This window comes from Thermogemmatispora sp. (assembly GCF_019683755.1).
In the GTDB taxonomy this organism is placed as follows: Bacteria; Chloroflexota; Ktedonobacteria; order Ktedonobacterales; family Ktedonobacteraceae; genus Thermogemmatispora.
Genome location: NZ_JADGHT010000096.1, coordinates 1 through 14041, shown reverse-complemented (window position 1 = coordinate 14041; position 14041 = coordinate 1). Strand labels below are relative to the sequence as shown.

Sequence of the window (14041 nt, the reverse complement as noted above, 5' to 3'; positions counted from 1 at the left end):
TTCTTGAAGGAGTAAGAGAGGCAGGGAAGCCGATCAATAAAGAGAGGGAACAAAGGCTGTGGGCGCAAAGGGGTGAGATGACCACGCTCGCCGGCTGGGGGGGCAAAAGCTGGCTGAAGCGCGCGCCGTGTGACGGCAGCCTTGTGAGCTGCCGTCGACTCTCCTGACAACTGTCGGCCCGCGAGGATGGAGAGCGGAACGCCCCGACTCATGGCGCTCCGCTTCGCCTCACCTGCTGGCTTAGCTCAAAGCCTCGATCACCGCCCGCGCGATGCTGGCGCTTGACTGCGGGTTCTGACCTGTGATCAGGCGCCCGTCGCGCTCAACATGATCGGACCAGTTGGGACGTGCCACAAAATTGGCCCCTAGCTCACGCAGACGCGTCTCCAGCAAGAAGGGCATGAACTTATCCAACCCAGTAGCGCGCTCCTCCTCATCAGTGAAGGCCGTGATTGTCTTGCCAGCCACCAACGGCTGACCATCGTCCCGCCGCGCGCCGACCAAGCCCGCCGGACCGTGACAGACAGCGGCAATGATCTTGCCCTGACGTTCGAAGTCGGCGAGCAGGCGGTGCAAGGTCGTGTCCTCCGCCAGATCGAACATCACGCCATGCCCGCCAGGCAGAAAGATCGCATCGTAGTCGGCGGCATTGAGACCGGCCAAAGGACGCGTATTGTGGAGCTGGGCACGTGCCTCAGCATACTTCTGAGCCTCCTCATCTTTCGGCTCGCTGCGGGGGTCAACAGGGACGCTACCGCCACGCGGACTGGCGACCGTGATCTGCCAGCCTTGCTCTTTAAAAGCCTGATAAGGGACCGCGAATTCCTCAAACCAAATGCCTGTCCGATGCTCGTCGTCGATGCGGTCGTGACCGGTGACCACCATCAGAATGTGACGCGCTTGAGCCACGGAAAAACCACTCCTTTCCTTGCTACTCTATACAACGCCGGGGAAGATGCGTCGGTGATCATCTATGGTCTCCGTCCGTGCGTCTTGCGGACAGATGCAGGCTGTACCGGAATCAAGCGGCGTCGGCCTGACGGAAACGCTGCCTATGGTAGCTGTCTTGTCCTGACACTTGCCGCGCCGCCACTGGCATTCTATGCTGTGGCTATGCTATAAAGCAAATAGTCTTTCTAGGGGATACCTATAAATAAATTTATGGTTGATCTGGAGTGGTACCGCAGCTTTATTGCCATCTATCGGGCCGGCACCGTCTCGGGGGCGGCGCGGGCCCTCTTACTGACGCAGCCGGCAGTCACTCAGCACCTGGCGGCGCTAGAGGCCGCCGTAGGGGAACCGCTCTTTCTGCGCGCGTCGCGGCGGATGATCCCGACAGCGCGGGGCAAAGAACTCTACAACCAGGTCGTTCAGGCTATTGAAACCCTGGAGCAAGTCAGCCAGACACTCGGAGCAGGTCAGCAACGACCGCCGTTGCTGCGCTGCGGAGCGCCGCGGGAATATTTTCAAGAGCGACTACTGCCCCGGCTGCTCTCTCTCCCGTACCGGCTCTGGTTCCAGTTTGGCGAGACCGCTGATCTGATCAACGACCTTGAGCATGGGCGGCTGGAGGCCGTAGTCGCCACTCAACAGCTTGCCTCGCGCGACCTGGAATTCGTGCATCTCGGAGATGAACACTTCATCCTGGTCGGTCCGACCTCGCTGGCCGTGCCAGAGCAACTCAGTGCAGCGGCTACAGCAGGAGAGCGGGCGCCTTTCGAGGAATGGCTAGCCAGGCAGCGTTGGATCAGCTACGGGCCGGAACTGCCAATTATTCGCCGCTTCTGGCTGCAGAGCTTTGAGCATCGGCCCACCTTTCAGGCGGCGCTGGTCCTGCCTGACCTGCATGCCATCCGGCGCGCCGTCGAGCAGGGCTATGGTCTCAGTGTCTTACCAGACTATCTCTGTCATAGCTCGCTAGAGGAGGGACGGCTGCGCCAGCTCTGGGAGCCGGCCCAGCCGGTTGCTAACGAGCTATGGCTAGCCTATCGCCGCATCGATCGCAACGATGCTCGCATTCGCGCCCTCAAGCGAGTCCTGCTTTCCTCCTAGGGCCAGGGAGAGAGAAGGAGGCCTCTTCCCTTCCTCTCTCCTGCTAGAGGCCCTCTAGATCGAGCTGCATTTCGGCTCGTCCCTGTTGTGCCTCATAGTACGCTGTCAGACTGCTGATCCGACAGGTCAAACGCTGACCGCTGCCGAGCGGGGCGAGACTATCGCTCAGAGCCAGCACGTCGAAAAGCTGCAAGGCTGGGTTCAGCGGCACGACGATCTGATGGCGGCTGGCATGACGCTGTTCCTGAGCCAGCAGAAAAGCCGCCTTCTGGGCGCACTGGCTCGTAGTCGTTAGCTTCTGATCGACATGGAAGCGCAGACGCTCGCAACCCACCTGTTGCAGGTGCGCATCGTCGTAGGCTTCGGCGGTGGTCAAGGCCTGGGGAGGGCCGCCAGCCGGTGGCTTGCCGCTAACGATAATATGGTTAGCGCGCTCGTCGCTGCTGCCCAGGCTGAGAAGCTCAATCTCCGGTTCATAAGACCAAAGCGGGGCTTGACTGCTATTCAGCTCGCAGAAGCGCAGCACCTCATCCTGATCGAGAAAGTAGACCAGACTGTAGGTATTGCACAATTCGTCGAGGGCAGCCCGATAGGATCGGCCTGCATGGAGCACAAAGGACGGGATGGTCTGGCTCAACTGGGGAGTTGGGGGGAGAGCGATACTAAAAAGGCCGGCGCGCGCGCAGACCTCGCTGATCAGAAAGGCCAGTGTCTGGCCGCTGTAGCTGTTCTGGTAGCGCGCCAGCAGGTCGAGCTGGCGCGTGCGATCGCTGGCGACCAGGAGCAGGCGGTTTTCCTGAGGTGAGCGCAGAAGATGAAGCTGGCTGAGCACATAACTGCCCGTCTTGACCAGCGTCGACACCGCAGGCGTGCCGGCGTAGTAACCCTCACTCAGAGTCAGCATGGCGCCTGGAGCGAGCGGGCCGGCGTGATTTGGGCTGCTCACCAGGGCGCTGTAGGAGCCGCTGCTGTTGTCAAGCAGCACCTCCAAACGAGCGGGACGGCCAGGGCGCTCCAGGCGACGATAGGCCAGAACGGCGGAGGAAAGGTCAAGATCCTGCTGAGAGGTAGTGCTTGGAGGCAGCGGGGCGCTGGCAATGGCCGGCATGGTCACAACATAGGAGCGAGGGCCGGCGCTACCGCTAGGAGGCATGACCACCGGCAACACTACCGCGCCATAGCTACACGGTAGGCAGTGCAGAATCATCCCATTCGACCAATGCTGCAAGTCAGCCGACTGGCGCAGACGTGGGTAGCTATAGACCGAGCCTGTCAGATTCCCGCTATCGGCCTCGATGCAACTGAGCGTATAGAGACCGTTGGCGTATGAGAGGCGCGGAGCCAGACGCATGATCGCTGTGGTCGTCGCCGGAGCAATGGCAGCTCCATAGCTCCACTGCCCGTTAGCGGCATTGAAAGTACAAGAGGCCAGTGAATAATTGTCAGAGTAGATGAGCGTATAGAGGGGGCCGGAACAGGTGGCAGCCAGTCCGCCGCTGGCGCTCAGCGGGAGCAGCGTCCAACTCTGAAGAGACGACCAACTGCTGCCATTGAAGAAGGAGCAGCCGATGGCTTCACCGCCGAGCACATCGTAGGCAAAGAAGACATCATTCGTTCCGGCGCAGGCGATACCCTTAATAAAGGCATTGCTGGGAGGAGAAAGCACGCTGCTAGGGCCGCTCCAACTCTGGCCATTGTCGCTAGAGGTCCAGAGCCAGAGCTGATTGCCCCCACTGCCGCGCTGGGCGAAGGCGCGCAAGAGGCCATCGCAGTTGGCAATGGCGCAGCCGCCTTCTTGATTCATGACTCCGGCGGCCCCTGGCAATGTGATCCAGGCACTGCTTGCCCATTGGCTGGCCTGGGCAGGGTCGCTGATACGTTGCACCTGAAAGGAGCCGGCAAGAAAGGAGCTGGCACGGGCCAGACGCACGCGCACGATGCTGCCATCACTGGCCAGACAGGCATCGTGCCAGCTATCAGCAGTGCCCGGGGTCTGGTAGAGAGCGTAGTGGGGGACGCGATCGGTAAGGCTGAGCGCCAGCGCCGGACGCCGTGTCAGGCTGTTGAGGGCGGCGCTCAGAGAGTCAGGAAGAGAGCGAGCCATTGGGCAGTCTCCTGTCTGTTGGGGGAAGCGCTGGGTGGTCTGGTGAAGCAGGAGCAAACCGATGTAGGATGGGAAAGGCGCGAGACTAGCGCTGCGGCACTCCAGGCGAGGGCCTCAGCGTCGACTCTTCCCTCTATCAGTATAGCTGAGTTGCGGCGTAAAGGCAAGAGCCAGCCGCTCAACCGCTCAACCTTCATATAGACATGTGTCTATAGAGATGTAACAAGGTGAGGACCGGCAGAGTTTGCTCAAGAGCGTAGCGCAGGCCCGGTGATTGTGCACAATGCATAAATATCCAAAGTAATAATTAGATATTTTACTCATTTACAGAGGAAATAGAAAGTAGTACTGTATAACCAGAGAAACTAATTGGGCATAATTAACAATGACCTCCACCGCCAGCCTGCGGCGAGTGAAAGCAGCAAGGGGCCAGAGACTGCACTGTGCTGCTTTGGCTGAGAGCGGGAGAGAGCGAGGTAGTGGCCTTATCTGTCATTGCTGCCCGTCACCCGCGAGGGGGAGAGACAACCCCTCAGCATGTTCTGTAGTAGCCCCGAACCGTGTGGGTAAAAGGAAGAAGAAAAGAGGCGACGCCCATGAATGCGCTCTTGCTCAAAGAGAGCTTTGAGATGGTTGCTCCCCAAAAAGAGATATTTGCGCGCCAGTTCTATGACCGCCTGTTCACGACTTTTCCCCAAACGCGCGCCCTCTTTGCCAGGACCGACATGCGGCGCCAAGAAAGCAGCCTGATGGCCACGCTGGCCGCTGTCGTCGCCGGGGTTGAGCGTGGTGAGAACCTGGAGCCAGTGCTGCGCAAGCTAGGCGAACGCCACTACAGCTACGGTGTCCAGCCGGAACACTATCCCCTGGTTGGTCAGGCCTTGCTGGCGACCTTCGCCGACTTTCTTGGGCCGCGCTTCACGCCGGCCATGCAAGACGCCTGGGCCCAGGCATTTGAGGTCATCAGCGCCCAGATGATTGCTGCTGGTGAACCATAGTCACGTTGCGTGGGGGGGCACCGCACTGCTTATTTGCCCTCCTGGGTGCGGATGCCCCTCCCTCCCCCTTCTTGGCGAGCCTCAGCACGCTTAGTCATTCGTTTACCTGCCAGGGCAGAGCGTTCCGTCTAGTCGCGCAAGAGCATGGAGGCAGCTACAGATAGGCCAGGACGAGACTACTGCTAAGCTTGAGAAGCCGACAGGCCCAGAGGCTCCTCCGAGTGCCCGCTAGCCAGCCAGGCGGCGCGGACACATTGTTTGAGCAGCATCACATTGGTCAGGGGGCCGACGCCGCCCGGAGTGGGCGTAATCGCTGAGGCCACCTCGCGCACGGCCTCAAAGTCGACATCGCCCACAATTCCCCCTCCTGGCAAAGTGTTGATCCCCACATCGATCACTACCGCCCCTGGACGCACCATCTCGGCAGTCACCAGGCGCGGACGCCCGACGGCAGCAATCAACACATCGGCCTGGCGCGTCAGGGTTGTCAAGTCGCGTGTGCGCGAATGGCAGACGCTCACCGTGGCGTGGCGCTGCAAGAGCATCAGCGCCAGCGGCTTGCCTACCACATTGCTACGCCCCAGGATCACCACACGCTTCCCTGCCAACGTTATGTGATGACGGTCGAGAATCTCCACTACGGCGGCAGCGGTCGATGGCAAGAAGCTAGGTAGGCCCAAGAAGAGATTGCCGGCGCTGCCCGGACTAATGCCATCGATATCCTTCGCGGGCGTCACGGTATCGGCGACCATCTTCTGCGAGAGGTGGGCTGGCAAGGGCATCTGGACAATGATGCCATGTGTACGCTGATCCTCGTTGAGCTGCAGCAGCAAAGCGCGCAGCTCATCGGCGCTCGTCAAGGCTGGCAGCTCTTCTACCCGAGCCTGGACACCGATCTCTCCGGCGATACGCAAGATGGCCCGGGTATAGACTCCTGAAGCGGCGTCACCACCTACGCGCACAATGACCAGACCAGGCGCGTACCCCTGCTTCTCGCGGAAACGCTCCACCTCGGTGCGCAGTTCGCCGCGAATTGTCGCGCTGAGGGCGCGCCCGTCAAGAATCGTTGCGCTCACAGTGTTCCTCCTACCAGACGAACTACGTCGGCATGGCCGGCCTCTACTACCTGCAGCGCCTCCTCCAGGCGCCGTTGTAGCTGCTCCACTGTCTGCTGATTCTTGAGCGAACGCAGGTTCACGCGGACCATCCACGCTGCCCCCTGGGCTGCACTCGTCACCAGGGCGGCCCCGGCGGCAATATCGCTACGGACATTCTTATTGCCGATCTGGGCCAGACGTACGCAAAAGCGCATTAGCTCCGCCGCTCGCTCGACGACCTCTAGCGGCACCAGGGCAGCCTCTTGCAGCCGAATCTGAATGACTCGACTGCGGGCCTCGTTCTCTTCGGCGCTCCCTTTGGGGAGCCGAAAGCTCATGGCCAGCCGTTCGTAGGCGTCGATATCTTCCTGTATTAACTGCTGAAAACGCTCGCGCAGTTCCTCAGTCTTCTGCAAAATGTCCTCAATTTCGTCCTGTACATCAGCGTAGCCGCTCTTGCCAATGGTGAGCCGTGTGACCATGCTGGCAAGGGCCGCACCCATCGCTCCACTCAGCGCCGCAGCGGAGCCGCCCCCGGGTGTTGGTTGTGAGGAGGAGAGGTCATTGAGATACTCTCGTAGAGATTGATCTAGATACATATACATGTCCTTGCAAAGAGCGGTCTATCTTGGCTGTCTTTAGTATCCCAGAGGGACAGGCGTTTTGTAGGACATTATAGCACGGAACCGTCGGAGCTGCTCCTGCTCCGCTGAGCCTGCCGGAGCCATCGTCATTCTGTGCCTGGAGTGTGAGCTGAGTCACACTCGCGCTGTGAGCTAAACGCTGGCAAAGCATGCCCGGCGGGCGCTACCGTCTCTTCCAGAAGAAGAAGATGATGGACTGGTTCCCTTGGACCCGTGTCACTAGAGTCATCAGCGAGCGGGTCCACTGTTGAAGGCACGGAGAGATCAAAGGTGGCAACATGGATACACTCCTTACTCCTCAGCCTGTTGGGCCTTTGTCCCGACGGAGTCTCTTGCGGCAAGCGCTGAAGCTGACGGCTCAGCCGCCGCGGGTGCGAGCTAGCGCCAGTCAGGAGTCGCTCCTGCTGTCACAGCCCGTCATGGGGGTGGTTTCCTCGCCCGCTCCTGGAACGCTGCTGGTGCGTCATCAGATGTCTTTTGTCAAGAAACCGGCTCTACCCTACGGACTAGAATGGGAGCCTGACAGTGGTCTGCTAGCGGCCCTGGCTATTCCCAGTCCTGTGCGTGATCTGCCACGGGAGCGTCTGCTCTATCTATGGGAGGCCGCTGGTGCTATCTACGCGGTCTATCAGCCGTTTCCCGGTGATGCTCGCTGGGCAGCCCTGGCCTGGGGGCCGGATAGCCAGCACCTCAGCTCCCTGGAAGGGAGTAGGCAGGTAATGGAGGTCTCCCTGGTAATGTGGAACGTGACCACGGGATTGATCGATGAGCGTCTGGGAATCGCAGCAGGAGTGGAGAATTACACCTCATTTCCGGTTTATGCTCTGGCCTGGTCGCCGGATCGGAAGCGCATAGCCATGGCCGCTGATGGTGGCACGGTTGCCTGGGAAGTCGTGAGCGGTGACCTCTCCTCGAAGGGGCTGAGGACCTCCTACCCAACAGATGTCTCCTACATCGTGGCCTGGTCGCCAGACAGCAAAACCATTGCCTCGGCAGGGCGCACGCATGCCGTGCAGTTCTGGGAAGCAGCCAGCGGTCGGCCCCTGCATTACTTTCCCGAAGAAACCAAGGCTCTGGCGGCCGCCTGGTCGCCGGATGGCCAGGCCCTGGCCTATCTGGCGGGCCCTGTCTCGCTGCAGACCTGGAACCGGCCCCAGTCGCTGACGCTCGTCGTCCGTGAGGTGAACAGTGGACGGCTCCTGCTCTCGCAGCCGGCAGTCTATCCTGCTCTGCCCTCGGGGCTGCCTGGGATTCCTCTCCTGCTGCGCAGTCTGGCCTGGTCACCAACCAGCCGCTGGCTGGCCGTGGCTGGTCAGGGGGCGACAGTGCAGGTCTGGGAAATTGCGCGCCAACGCCTGGCCCTGACCTATCGGGGTCATCGTGCGCCTGTCCTGGCCGTGGCCTGGTCCCCTCGAGGAGACTGGCTGGCTTCGGCCAGCAGCGATGGAGATGTGCATGTCTGGAAGGCACCTTGAAGGCGCCTTGAAGGAGATAAGCCAGTCGGAGGCTGCAACAGACCCAGCCATTGACGCTATAGCTTGCACCTCTGAGCTGATGATAACGGGGGGGATGATTCCATGAACACACATGATGTGCACCTTTCACGGCGCGGTGTCCTCGGCGGTCTGGCAGTGCTAGGGGCGGGGGTCAGCGCCACACTCATTAGTTGTCAGGAGCTGCCCACCGGCAGTAGCCAGGAGCGAACAATGGCGACCGTGGCGCCGACGCCCACAGTGGTACCTCCCGGGATGACACTGGCGACCTTTCGCACTCCAGGGGGAACTCCCGTTCCCGATGTGGTCTGGTCGCCAAATAGCCAGCGGTTGGCCTACTGCACCGAGATGCAGGTGAGAATCTGCGATATTGCCACCCGACGGACGCTGCTCCTTTACTGGGATGACACGGTTGAATTCATCAACGCCTTGAGCTGGTTCTCTGTGGGCACGGGGCAACTGAGCTACCTGGGGTGGCGATATGGTCCACTGCAGGTCTTGGAACCGGCCAGTGGCAACATGCTGGCCTTCTATGACTTTGAAACGGGCGCGGCGCTCACCGCCGTCTACATGTTTGCCTGGTCGCCAGATGGGAAGCGCGTAGCTCTGGCTAGCGATTACAGCGTGACCGTCAGAGATGCAGTGAGCGGTCAGGTGCTGGTGACCTACCCGAGAAATCCTCCACCTGGAGGACAGCCCTCCTACATCGTGGCCTGGTCGCCGGATGGCAAAATAATCGCCTCGGCGGGGCGCACGCACGCCGTGCAGTTCTGGGAAGCAGCCACCGGTCAACCCCTGCACCACTTCCCCGAGCCGGCTCAGGCGATCGCCGCCGCTTGGTCGCCAGATGGCCGCTACCTGGCCTACATGGTAGAACAGAATCCGATGGCCTATCAAGATCAGCTCCGACCAGTACAGATCATCGTGCGCGAGGTCAGCACTGCGCGTAAAGTGCTCTCCCTGGCCGGCAACTTTGGGATTGGCATGGGGCCGGCCTCAACCCTGATCTTTCCCCGCAGCCTGGCCTGGTCCCCAGATAGCCGCTATCTGGCGATGCTGGGCCACGATACGGAAGTGCAGGTGTGGGACGTAGCGCGCCGCCGCCTGGTCCTTAGCTACGGTGGTCATCGCAGTCTAGTCCAGGCGGTGGCCTGGTCGCCGAATGGCCGCTGCCTTGCCTCGGCAGCGAGGGATGGCATGGTACTGGTCTGGAGGGCGCCGGGACGCTGATCCGGCGACAAGCAACCGCAACAGCGCAGACGGGGTAGCAGCCACAGCCAGCGTCCTCCAGCGAGGATACAAAAGGAAAGAGGCGCGCTGGCCTCCTTGCCTGCTGCGAACAGACAGAGTGGTAGGCTGCGCCAGATCCCAACACCGCGCGGAGCACAGGCTCACCCGACCTGCAAAATTGGGGAGAGAGTTGACTACCTGGCCAGCTCTCTCCCCAATTCAGCTTGCTCCTCTCGGTACAGGACAAAACCGTCTCCACCGGCTCCTGCCGCTGGTGGCGAGCATGATCAGTAGCCGCTCAGAATGCGCTGTTTCTCGGCCTCAAACTCGGCCTCTGTCAGGACGCCCGAAGCCCGAAGCCGCTCCAGTAACTGGAGCTGAGCCAGACGCGCATCGGTCCCAGCGCTGGGATTCTGAGCGGGCCCCTGATAGGGCGGATAGCCATAGCCCTGCTGATAGTATGGCGGGTAGCTCTGGTACGGCTGGTTGCGTGTCCCCTGCCAGCGGCCCAGCATATAGCCAAGACCGCCCGCGAGCAAGTCCCCTAGCAGGCCACCACCCAGGCCAAAACCAAACGGGAAGAAAACGGGGCCACCCCAGCCCCAACCGTGATGGTGATGATGATGCATATAGGTCACACTCCTCGTTGTATAAGCTTCTCTTGCCTTGTTATTGCTTATTTTCTGATCTCTCCGAGTACGAGCGGCAGCCACCTCGCTGGTAGAAGGCGATCCGCTCGTGCCTCGCTTACCCAGGCCGCGCGGATGGAAGGCCAGCAGGTGGACCTGGAGGCAGTCAGGCAGTCAAAGCTCTTACCCTCTCTCGGGTGAGCGGCTACTTGATCCACCTGCCAGCCTTTTCTCTCTCCTCCGCAGAGAGATACGCACGAGGAGCCTGCAGGTTAAAGCGAAATGCAGGGGGAAGGATGACTCCGCCAATGACCCGCCTGCATGGGGCCTGTCGGCCAATTCACCTGCCTCGTACTCCTCATGCTTCTCGACCTTTCACTCTGTGGAACACCACCGCCGCACGATCTATTTCCTCCCCTCGACGGCTGCGAGTGGCAGGAACCTCGTAATCTGCCAATAAGCGAACCAGCAAGCCGGGCCCGCTTCCTTCAGTGCTAGCCGTTGCCATTGGGGCAGTAGAGGATGTTGTCCCCTGAACCAGAAGCAGGCTCACGAGTAAAGAAGCGGCTATCTAAACCAGCGCCAACAGAGATCAGAGGCTGACCACTCGCAGGGAGGCTGCTGGCGTTAGCGCTTGACAGCCGCAGCTAGGTTGGCTGGCGCTAGCCTGGTCCAGGCAGACGAGGAGGCCTTCAGCGCTCCAACTTCTCTTGCGTCATGCCAGGCTGAGTAAGGCAGGCTGTGTCAGCGACGGAGGAGGGAGTAGCCTCTAAGGCGAGGGGTTGGGCGTTGCAGAGGGTGGATGGCTGCGGACTAGCCAGGTGCTTGCGCGCGAAATCCTCGATAGCCGCGATGACCTGACCGAACTCCCGTCCTCTGGCCGTAAGCTCATACTCGACGCGCGGTGGAATCTCAGGAAAAACGCGGCGCTCGACAAAACCCAGCCCCTCCAACAGGCGCAGGCGCTGGGTAAGCGTGCGCGAACTCATTGGGCCAAGCTGCTCCAACAGCTCGCTGAAGCGCCTTGGGCCGCGCTGTAAGCTAATCATAATCAGGAGCGTTGCGGCATCGCCGACCAGGCGAACGGCGCGCCCCATCGGCGTCATCGCGTTGCAGGCTTCCGGCTTCGCCGCCGGTGCTTCTCGCTCAGCTCTCTTCATAGCCCTAGTATACCATACTATAAATAGAGAAGCAACATCCTTGACGTTAGCAACTTTCTATGATACGCTTACTTTCGTAAGAAAAGGAAAGACAGCAGCGGCGCCGGCGAGAAAAAGGGCTGAAAGGCCTCCTTCTCTGCCGGGCGTCTAGCGATAAAGAGAAAGGAGAGCAACACACGTGTCGATGACCCTGAGCCTTGGACTGCTGATCCTGCGTCTGGGGGCCGGCTTAACATTGGCCGGGCATGGGTTACAGAAGCTCTTTGGCTGGTTTGGCGGGGCAGGACTGGAGCGCACACGCGAGAATTTTGCGCGTCAGGGACTGCAGCCGGCCTGGCTCTGGGTGACGCTTGCCATTCTAGGAGAAGTCGGAGGTGGTCTGGCGGTAGCTCTTGGCTTCCTCACTGCCGTGGGCGCGGCAGGGATGGCAGGCGCAATGGCAATGGCAACCTTCAAAAGCCACTGGCGCAATGGCTTCTGGATGCAGCGCGGTGGCTATGAATATAGCTTACTTCTGCTCCTGGTCAGCATCGTCATCGGCCTCACGGGGCCGGGCGACTATGCGCTGGACGCCCTGCTAGGCATCGGCCAGCGGGAGACAGCGCTCTTTATCGGGCTGGCGTTGGCGGCCTTCATTGTTGTGGCGATCGGGATTGTGATCAGCCGCAGGCCACAGGCTGTCTCACAGGACGCCTGAAAAGCCTGTCTGACAGAGACGTACACTCACAGCCCTCAGTGGTCGTTGGTTGCCTCTGCCCCTGAGGGCTCTCAATCCTCGAGAAGCGAGGCAAAGGCAAGATGGAGATCGAGATCTGGTCAGACGTTGTCTGTCCCTGGTGCTATATCGGCAAGCGGCGCCTGGAGAAGGCCCTGGCGGACTTTGCCGGGCGCGATCATCTCCGGCTGATCTGGCGCAGTTTCCAGCTTGACCCGGCGGCCCCACGCGAGGCGCGCGAAAGCCTCAGCGCTATACTGGCGCGCAAATATGGGGTCTCGCTGGCCGAGGCTGAAGCCATGAATGCGCGTGTCAGTGCTCTGGCCGCTCAAGAGGGTCTGACCTTCCGTCTAGAGCAGGCGCGCTATAGCAATACGTTTGACGCCCATCGCTTGCTCCATCTAGCTGCTGCCCATAGGCGCGCGCAGGAGCTGGCTGAGTGTCTCTTTAGGGCTTACTTCAGCGAAGGGGCGGCCTTGAGCGAAGCGGAGACGCTCCAGCGGCTGGCCAGCGAGGTGGGCTTACCAGCGCACGAGGTGGAGCTTGTGCTGCACGGCTCGGCTTACGCTGAAGCGGTGCGGGCCGATGAACAGCGCGCCCAGGAGCTGGGAATCCGGGGAGTGCCCTTCTTCCTCTTCGCTGGCCGCTATGCGGTTTCTGGCGCTCAGCCGGTGGCGCTCCTGCGCGAGGTACTAGAGCGAGCCTGGCGCGAGAGCACTCGCCAGGAGCCACAGCCGGTGGCCGTTCCTGGGATGGGGACCACCGAGGACCAGGATCAGGCTTGCAGCGATAGAAGCTGCGCACTGCCAGGGAGTGAGCACGCTGGCTGAGATCAGGGCCAGTGTGCTCACCCCTGCCCACAAGGCCCTAACGCAAGATCACATAGCAGATCAGAGCTATCAGAACGAGCAAAAGCAGAATCACCAGCATCAGCAGTGCGAGCATGAGGCGCTGCTGTTTCCCCCCCACGAGACCAGGCAACGCACCTGAAAGGCGCCCAAGCTGGCGGCTGATTCCCCGAACGATCTCAGTCCCCGCTGTTGCTCTGTTGGCGGCGAAAGGATTCCTCAGATGGCCACTCGATGATCTCCTTCCCCTTGTGAAAGACCTGCTCGTACCAATCAGCGTCTGCATGCAATTGCTGGAGCTGCTCGTCGCTGATCTCAGAGATATCGAGCAGGCCCCGCACTTCGAGTGCAGCCAAAACGGCCAGATCGCGCCTCTCAGAGGCTGAGAGAGATCCATAGAACTGGCGATCCGCTCTCGCTTTGGCGGCTAGTTGTTGATCGGCCTCTGTAGCCAGTATGCGGTAGTTGAGAGCTTTCTCTGCGAGTGCCTGCTCCAGCTCTTTAGATGCGTAGGCCTGGCCCGACTGAACAATCTCATCGACGTCTTTTCGATTAGGAATGGTTAGGTTGAGCGTGTTGAGTTGGTTTTTAATCAATTGCCGCAGTAATCTGCTAAGCCTTTCCTGGTGAATTGCGATGAGATTGCCTGAACGGCCTATCGCTTCAAGCTCATCAACAAAATCGGAGAGTTTGAGGTTGAGCTGGGTTCTCAGCGCTGGGGGAATGTTATCATTACCCCTGGCTGGAAGCGAATGCAGCTCAGGCATCTGGAAAAGAGTAGGCTTATCAGGCTCAGGATAAGGATCGTTGCCGATCATGATGACGATGATCCTTTCTGTCAGTTGCCAGACATGTACCTTGGTCAGGAGCTGCTGCTCCAGGGTTGCAGCTAAAGAGGAGAGCTGCGTCTCCCTGGCTGGAGGCGGGGGGCGCCAGTAGCGACGTTGCCATCGACGTAGCCAGGCTCGTGGGCCGTGCCGTCCGTAGCGATGCTCCATCATGCTTTACTGCCAAGTCGGCCATTGCTGCTGCGTTGAAAATTCAAATATTCTTCTGTAGCAGATTATATAA

General features: G+C 60.5%; 14 protein-coding genes. 6 read left to right on the top strand and 8 right to left on the bottom strand.

Annotated features, from left to right (window positions below; translation table 11 throughout):
• The coding region (locus tag IRZ24_RS08725) for a hypothetical protein (protein ID WP_297162639.1) at nucleotides 1-212 on the bottom strand (212 nt) is incomplete at its 3' end.
• A 28-nt stretch (nucleotides 213-240) separates the two neighbouring features.
• A complete protein-coding gene (locus tag IRZ24_RS08720) occupies nucleotides 241-909 on the bottom strand; it encodes a type 1 glutamine amidotransferase domain-containing protein (RefSeq protein WP_297162635.1) in 669 nt (222 codons plus the stop codon).
• A 252-nt stretch (nucleotides 910-1161) separates the two neighbouring features.
• On the opposite strand from IRZ24_RS08720, the gene IRZ24_RS08715 reads away from it, so the two are divergent.
• Entirely contained in the window at nucleotides 1162-2052 is an 891-nt protein-coding gene (locus IRZ24_RS08715) for a LysR family transcriptional regulator (RefSeq protein ID WP_297162632.1), read from the top strand.
• A gap of 43 nt (nucleotides 2053-2095) precedes the next feature.
• Here IRZ24_RS08715 and IRZ24_RS08710 read toward each other — a convergent pair whose 3' ends face one another.
• On the bottom strand, nucleotides 2096-4156 hold the full coding sequence (locus IRZ24_RS08710; protein WP_297162631.1) for a hypothetical protein: 2061 nt from the start codon (nucleotides 4154-4156) through the stop codon (nucleotides 2096-2098).
• A gap of 596 nt (nucleotides 4157-4752) precedes the next feature.
• On the opposite strand from IRZ24_RS08710, the gene IRZ24_RS08705 reads away from it, so the two are divergent.
• A complete protein-coding gene (locus IRZ24_RS08705) occupies nucleotides 4753-5154 on the top strand; it encodes a globin family protein (RefSeq protein ID WP_297162628.1) in 402 nt (133 codons plus the stop codon).
• A 182-nt stretch (nucleotides 5155-5336) separates the two neighbouring features.
• Here the strand turns inward: IRZ24_RS08705 and IRZ24_RS08700 are convergent, their stop codons facing one another.
• Together IRZ24_RS08700 and IRZ24_RS08695 are read right to left on the bottom strand one after the other, a co-directional pair.
• Nucleotides 5337-6230 carry a bifunctional 5,10-methylenetetrahydrofolate dehydrogenase/5,10-methenyltetrahydrofolate cyclohydrolase gene (locus IRZ24_RS08700; RefSeq protein WP_297162625.1) on the bottom strand — a complete coding sequence of 298 codons (894 nt, stop codon included), beginning with the start codon at nucleotides 6228-6230 and terminating at the stop codon, nucleotides 5337-5339.
• Nucleotides 6227-6850: a cyclodeaminase/cyclohydrolase family protein gene (locus tag IRZ24_RS08695; RefSeq protein WP_297162622.1), complete on the bottom strand. Its 624-nt coding sequence runs from the start codon at nucleotides 6848-6850 to the stop codon at nucleotides 6227-6229. Before IRZ24_RS08695 ends, IRZ24_RS08700 begins: the two co-directional genes overlap by 4 nt.
• Nucleotides 6851-7173: 323 nt before the next feature.
• Between IRZ24_RS08695 and IRZ24_RS08690 the strand changes: the two genes are divergently transcribed.
• The gene (locus IRZ24_RS08690; protein ID WP_297162619.1) at nucleotides 7174-8370 is read left to right on the top strand and encodes a hypothetical protein; all 1197 of its coding nucleotides are present in this window, start codon (nucleotides 7174-7176) and stop codon (nucleotides 8368-8370) included.
• Nucleotides 8371-8472: 102 nt separating this feature from the next.
• The gene (locus tag IRZ24_RS08685; protein WP_297162616.1) at nucleotides 8473-9618 is read left to right on the top strand and encodes a hypothetical protein; all 1146 of its coding nucleotides are present in this window, start codon (nucleotides 8473-8475) and stop codon (nucleotides 9616-9618) included.
• A gap of 287 nt (nucleotides 9619-9905) precedes the next feature.
• Here IRZ24_RS08685 and IRZ24_RS08680 read toward each other — a convergent pair whose 3' ends face one another.
• A complete protein-coding gene (locus tag IRZ24_RS08680) occupies nucleotides 9906-10247 on the bottom strand; it encodes an SHOCT domain-containing protein (protein WP_297162613.1) in 342 nt (113 codons plus the stop codon).
• Nucleotides 10248-10939: 692 nt separating this feature from the next.
• The gene (locus IRZ24_RS08675) at nucleotides 10940-11407 is read right to left on the bottom strand and encodes a helix-turn-helix domain-containing protein (RefSeq protein WP_297162610.1); all 468 of its coding nucleotides are present in this window, start codon (nucleotides 11405-11407) and stop codon (nucleotides 10940-10942) included.
• Nucleotides 11408-11591: 184 nt separating this feature from the next.
• On the opposite strand from IRZ24_RS08675, the gene IRZ24_RS08670 reads away from it, so the two are divergent.
• On the top strand, nucleotides 11592-12104 hold the full coding sequence (locus tag IRZ24_RS08670) for a DoxX family protein (protein WP_297162641.1): 513 nt from the start codon (nucleotides 11592-11594) through the stop codon (nucleotides 12102-12104).
• Between the two features lie 101 nt (nucleotides 12105-12205).
• Nucleotides 12206-12952, top strand: a complete 747-nt coding sequence (locus IRZ24_RS08665; RefSeq protein ID WP_297162607.1) for a DsbA family oxidoreductase — start codon at nucleotides 12206-12208, stop codon at nucleotides 12950-12952.
• 197 nt (nucleotides 12953-13149) lie between these two features.
• Here the strand turns inward: IRZ24_RS08665 and IRZ24_RS08660 are convergent, their stop codons facing one another.
• Nucleotides 13150-13971: a hypothetical protein gene (locus tag IRZ24_RS08660; protein ID WP_297162604.1), complete on the bottom strand. Its 822-nt coding sequence runs from the start codon at nucleotides 13969-13971 to the stop codon at nucleotides 13150-13152.
• Nucleotides 13972-14041: the final 70 nt, after the last annotated feature.

Bases quoted from the DNA above. Each gene is read 5' to 3' on its own strand.
- IRZ24_RS08660 (WP_297162604.1), bottom strand. From the start codon at position 13,971: ATGATGGAGCATCGCTACGGACGGCACGGCCCACGAGCCTGGCTACGT.
- IRZ24_RS08710 (WP_297162631.1), bottom strand. From the start codon at position 4,156: ATGGCTCGCTCTCTTCCTGACTCTCTGAGCGCCGCCCTCAACAGCCTG.
- IRZ24_RS08715 (WP_297162632.1), top strand. From the start codon at position 1,162: ATGGTTGATCTGGAGTGGTACCGCAGCTTTATTGCCATCTATCGGGCC.
- IRZ24_RS08685 (WP_297162616.1), top strand. From the start codon at position 8,473: ATGAACACACATGATGTGCACCTTTCACGGCGCGGTGTCCTCGGCGGT.
- IRZ24_RS08705 (WP_297162628.1), top strand. From the start codon at position 4,753: ATGAATGCGCTCTTGCTCAAAGAGAGCTTTGAGATGGTTGCTCCCCAA.
- IRZ24_RS08690 (WP_297162619.1), top strand. From the start codon at position 7,174: ATGGATACACTCCTTACTCCTCAGCCTGTTGGGCCTTTGTCCCGACGG.
- IRZ24_RS08670 (WP_297162641.1), top strand. From the start codon at position 11,592: ATGACCCTGAGCCTTGGACTGCTGATCCTGCGTCTGGGGGCCGGCTTA.
- IRZ24_RS08665 (WP_297162607.1), top strand. From the start codon at position 12,206: ATGGAGATCGAGATCTGGTCAGACGTTGTCTGTCCCTGGTGCTATATC.
- IRZ24_RS08695 (WP_297162622.1), bottom strand. From the start codon at position 6,850: ATGTATCTAGATCAATCTCTACGAGAGTATCTCAATGACCTCTCCTCC.
- IRZ24_RS08680 (WP_297162613.1), bottom strand. From the start codon at position 10,247: ATGCATCATCATCACCATCACGGTTGGGGCTGGGGTGGCCCCGTTTTC.
- IRZ24_RS08675 (WP_297162610.1), bottom strand. From the start codon at position 11,407: ATGAAGAGAGCTGAGCGAGAAGCACCGGCGGCGAAGCCGGAAGCCTGC.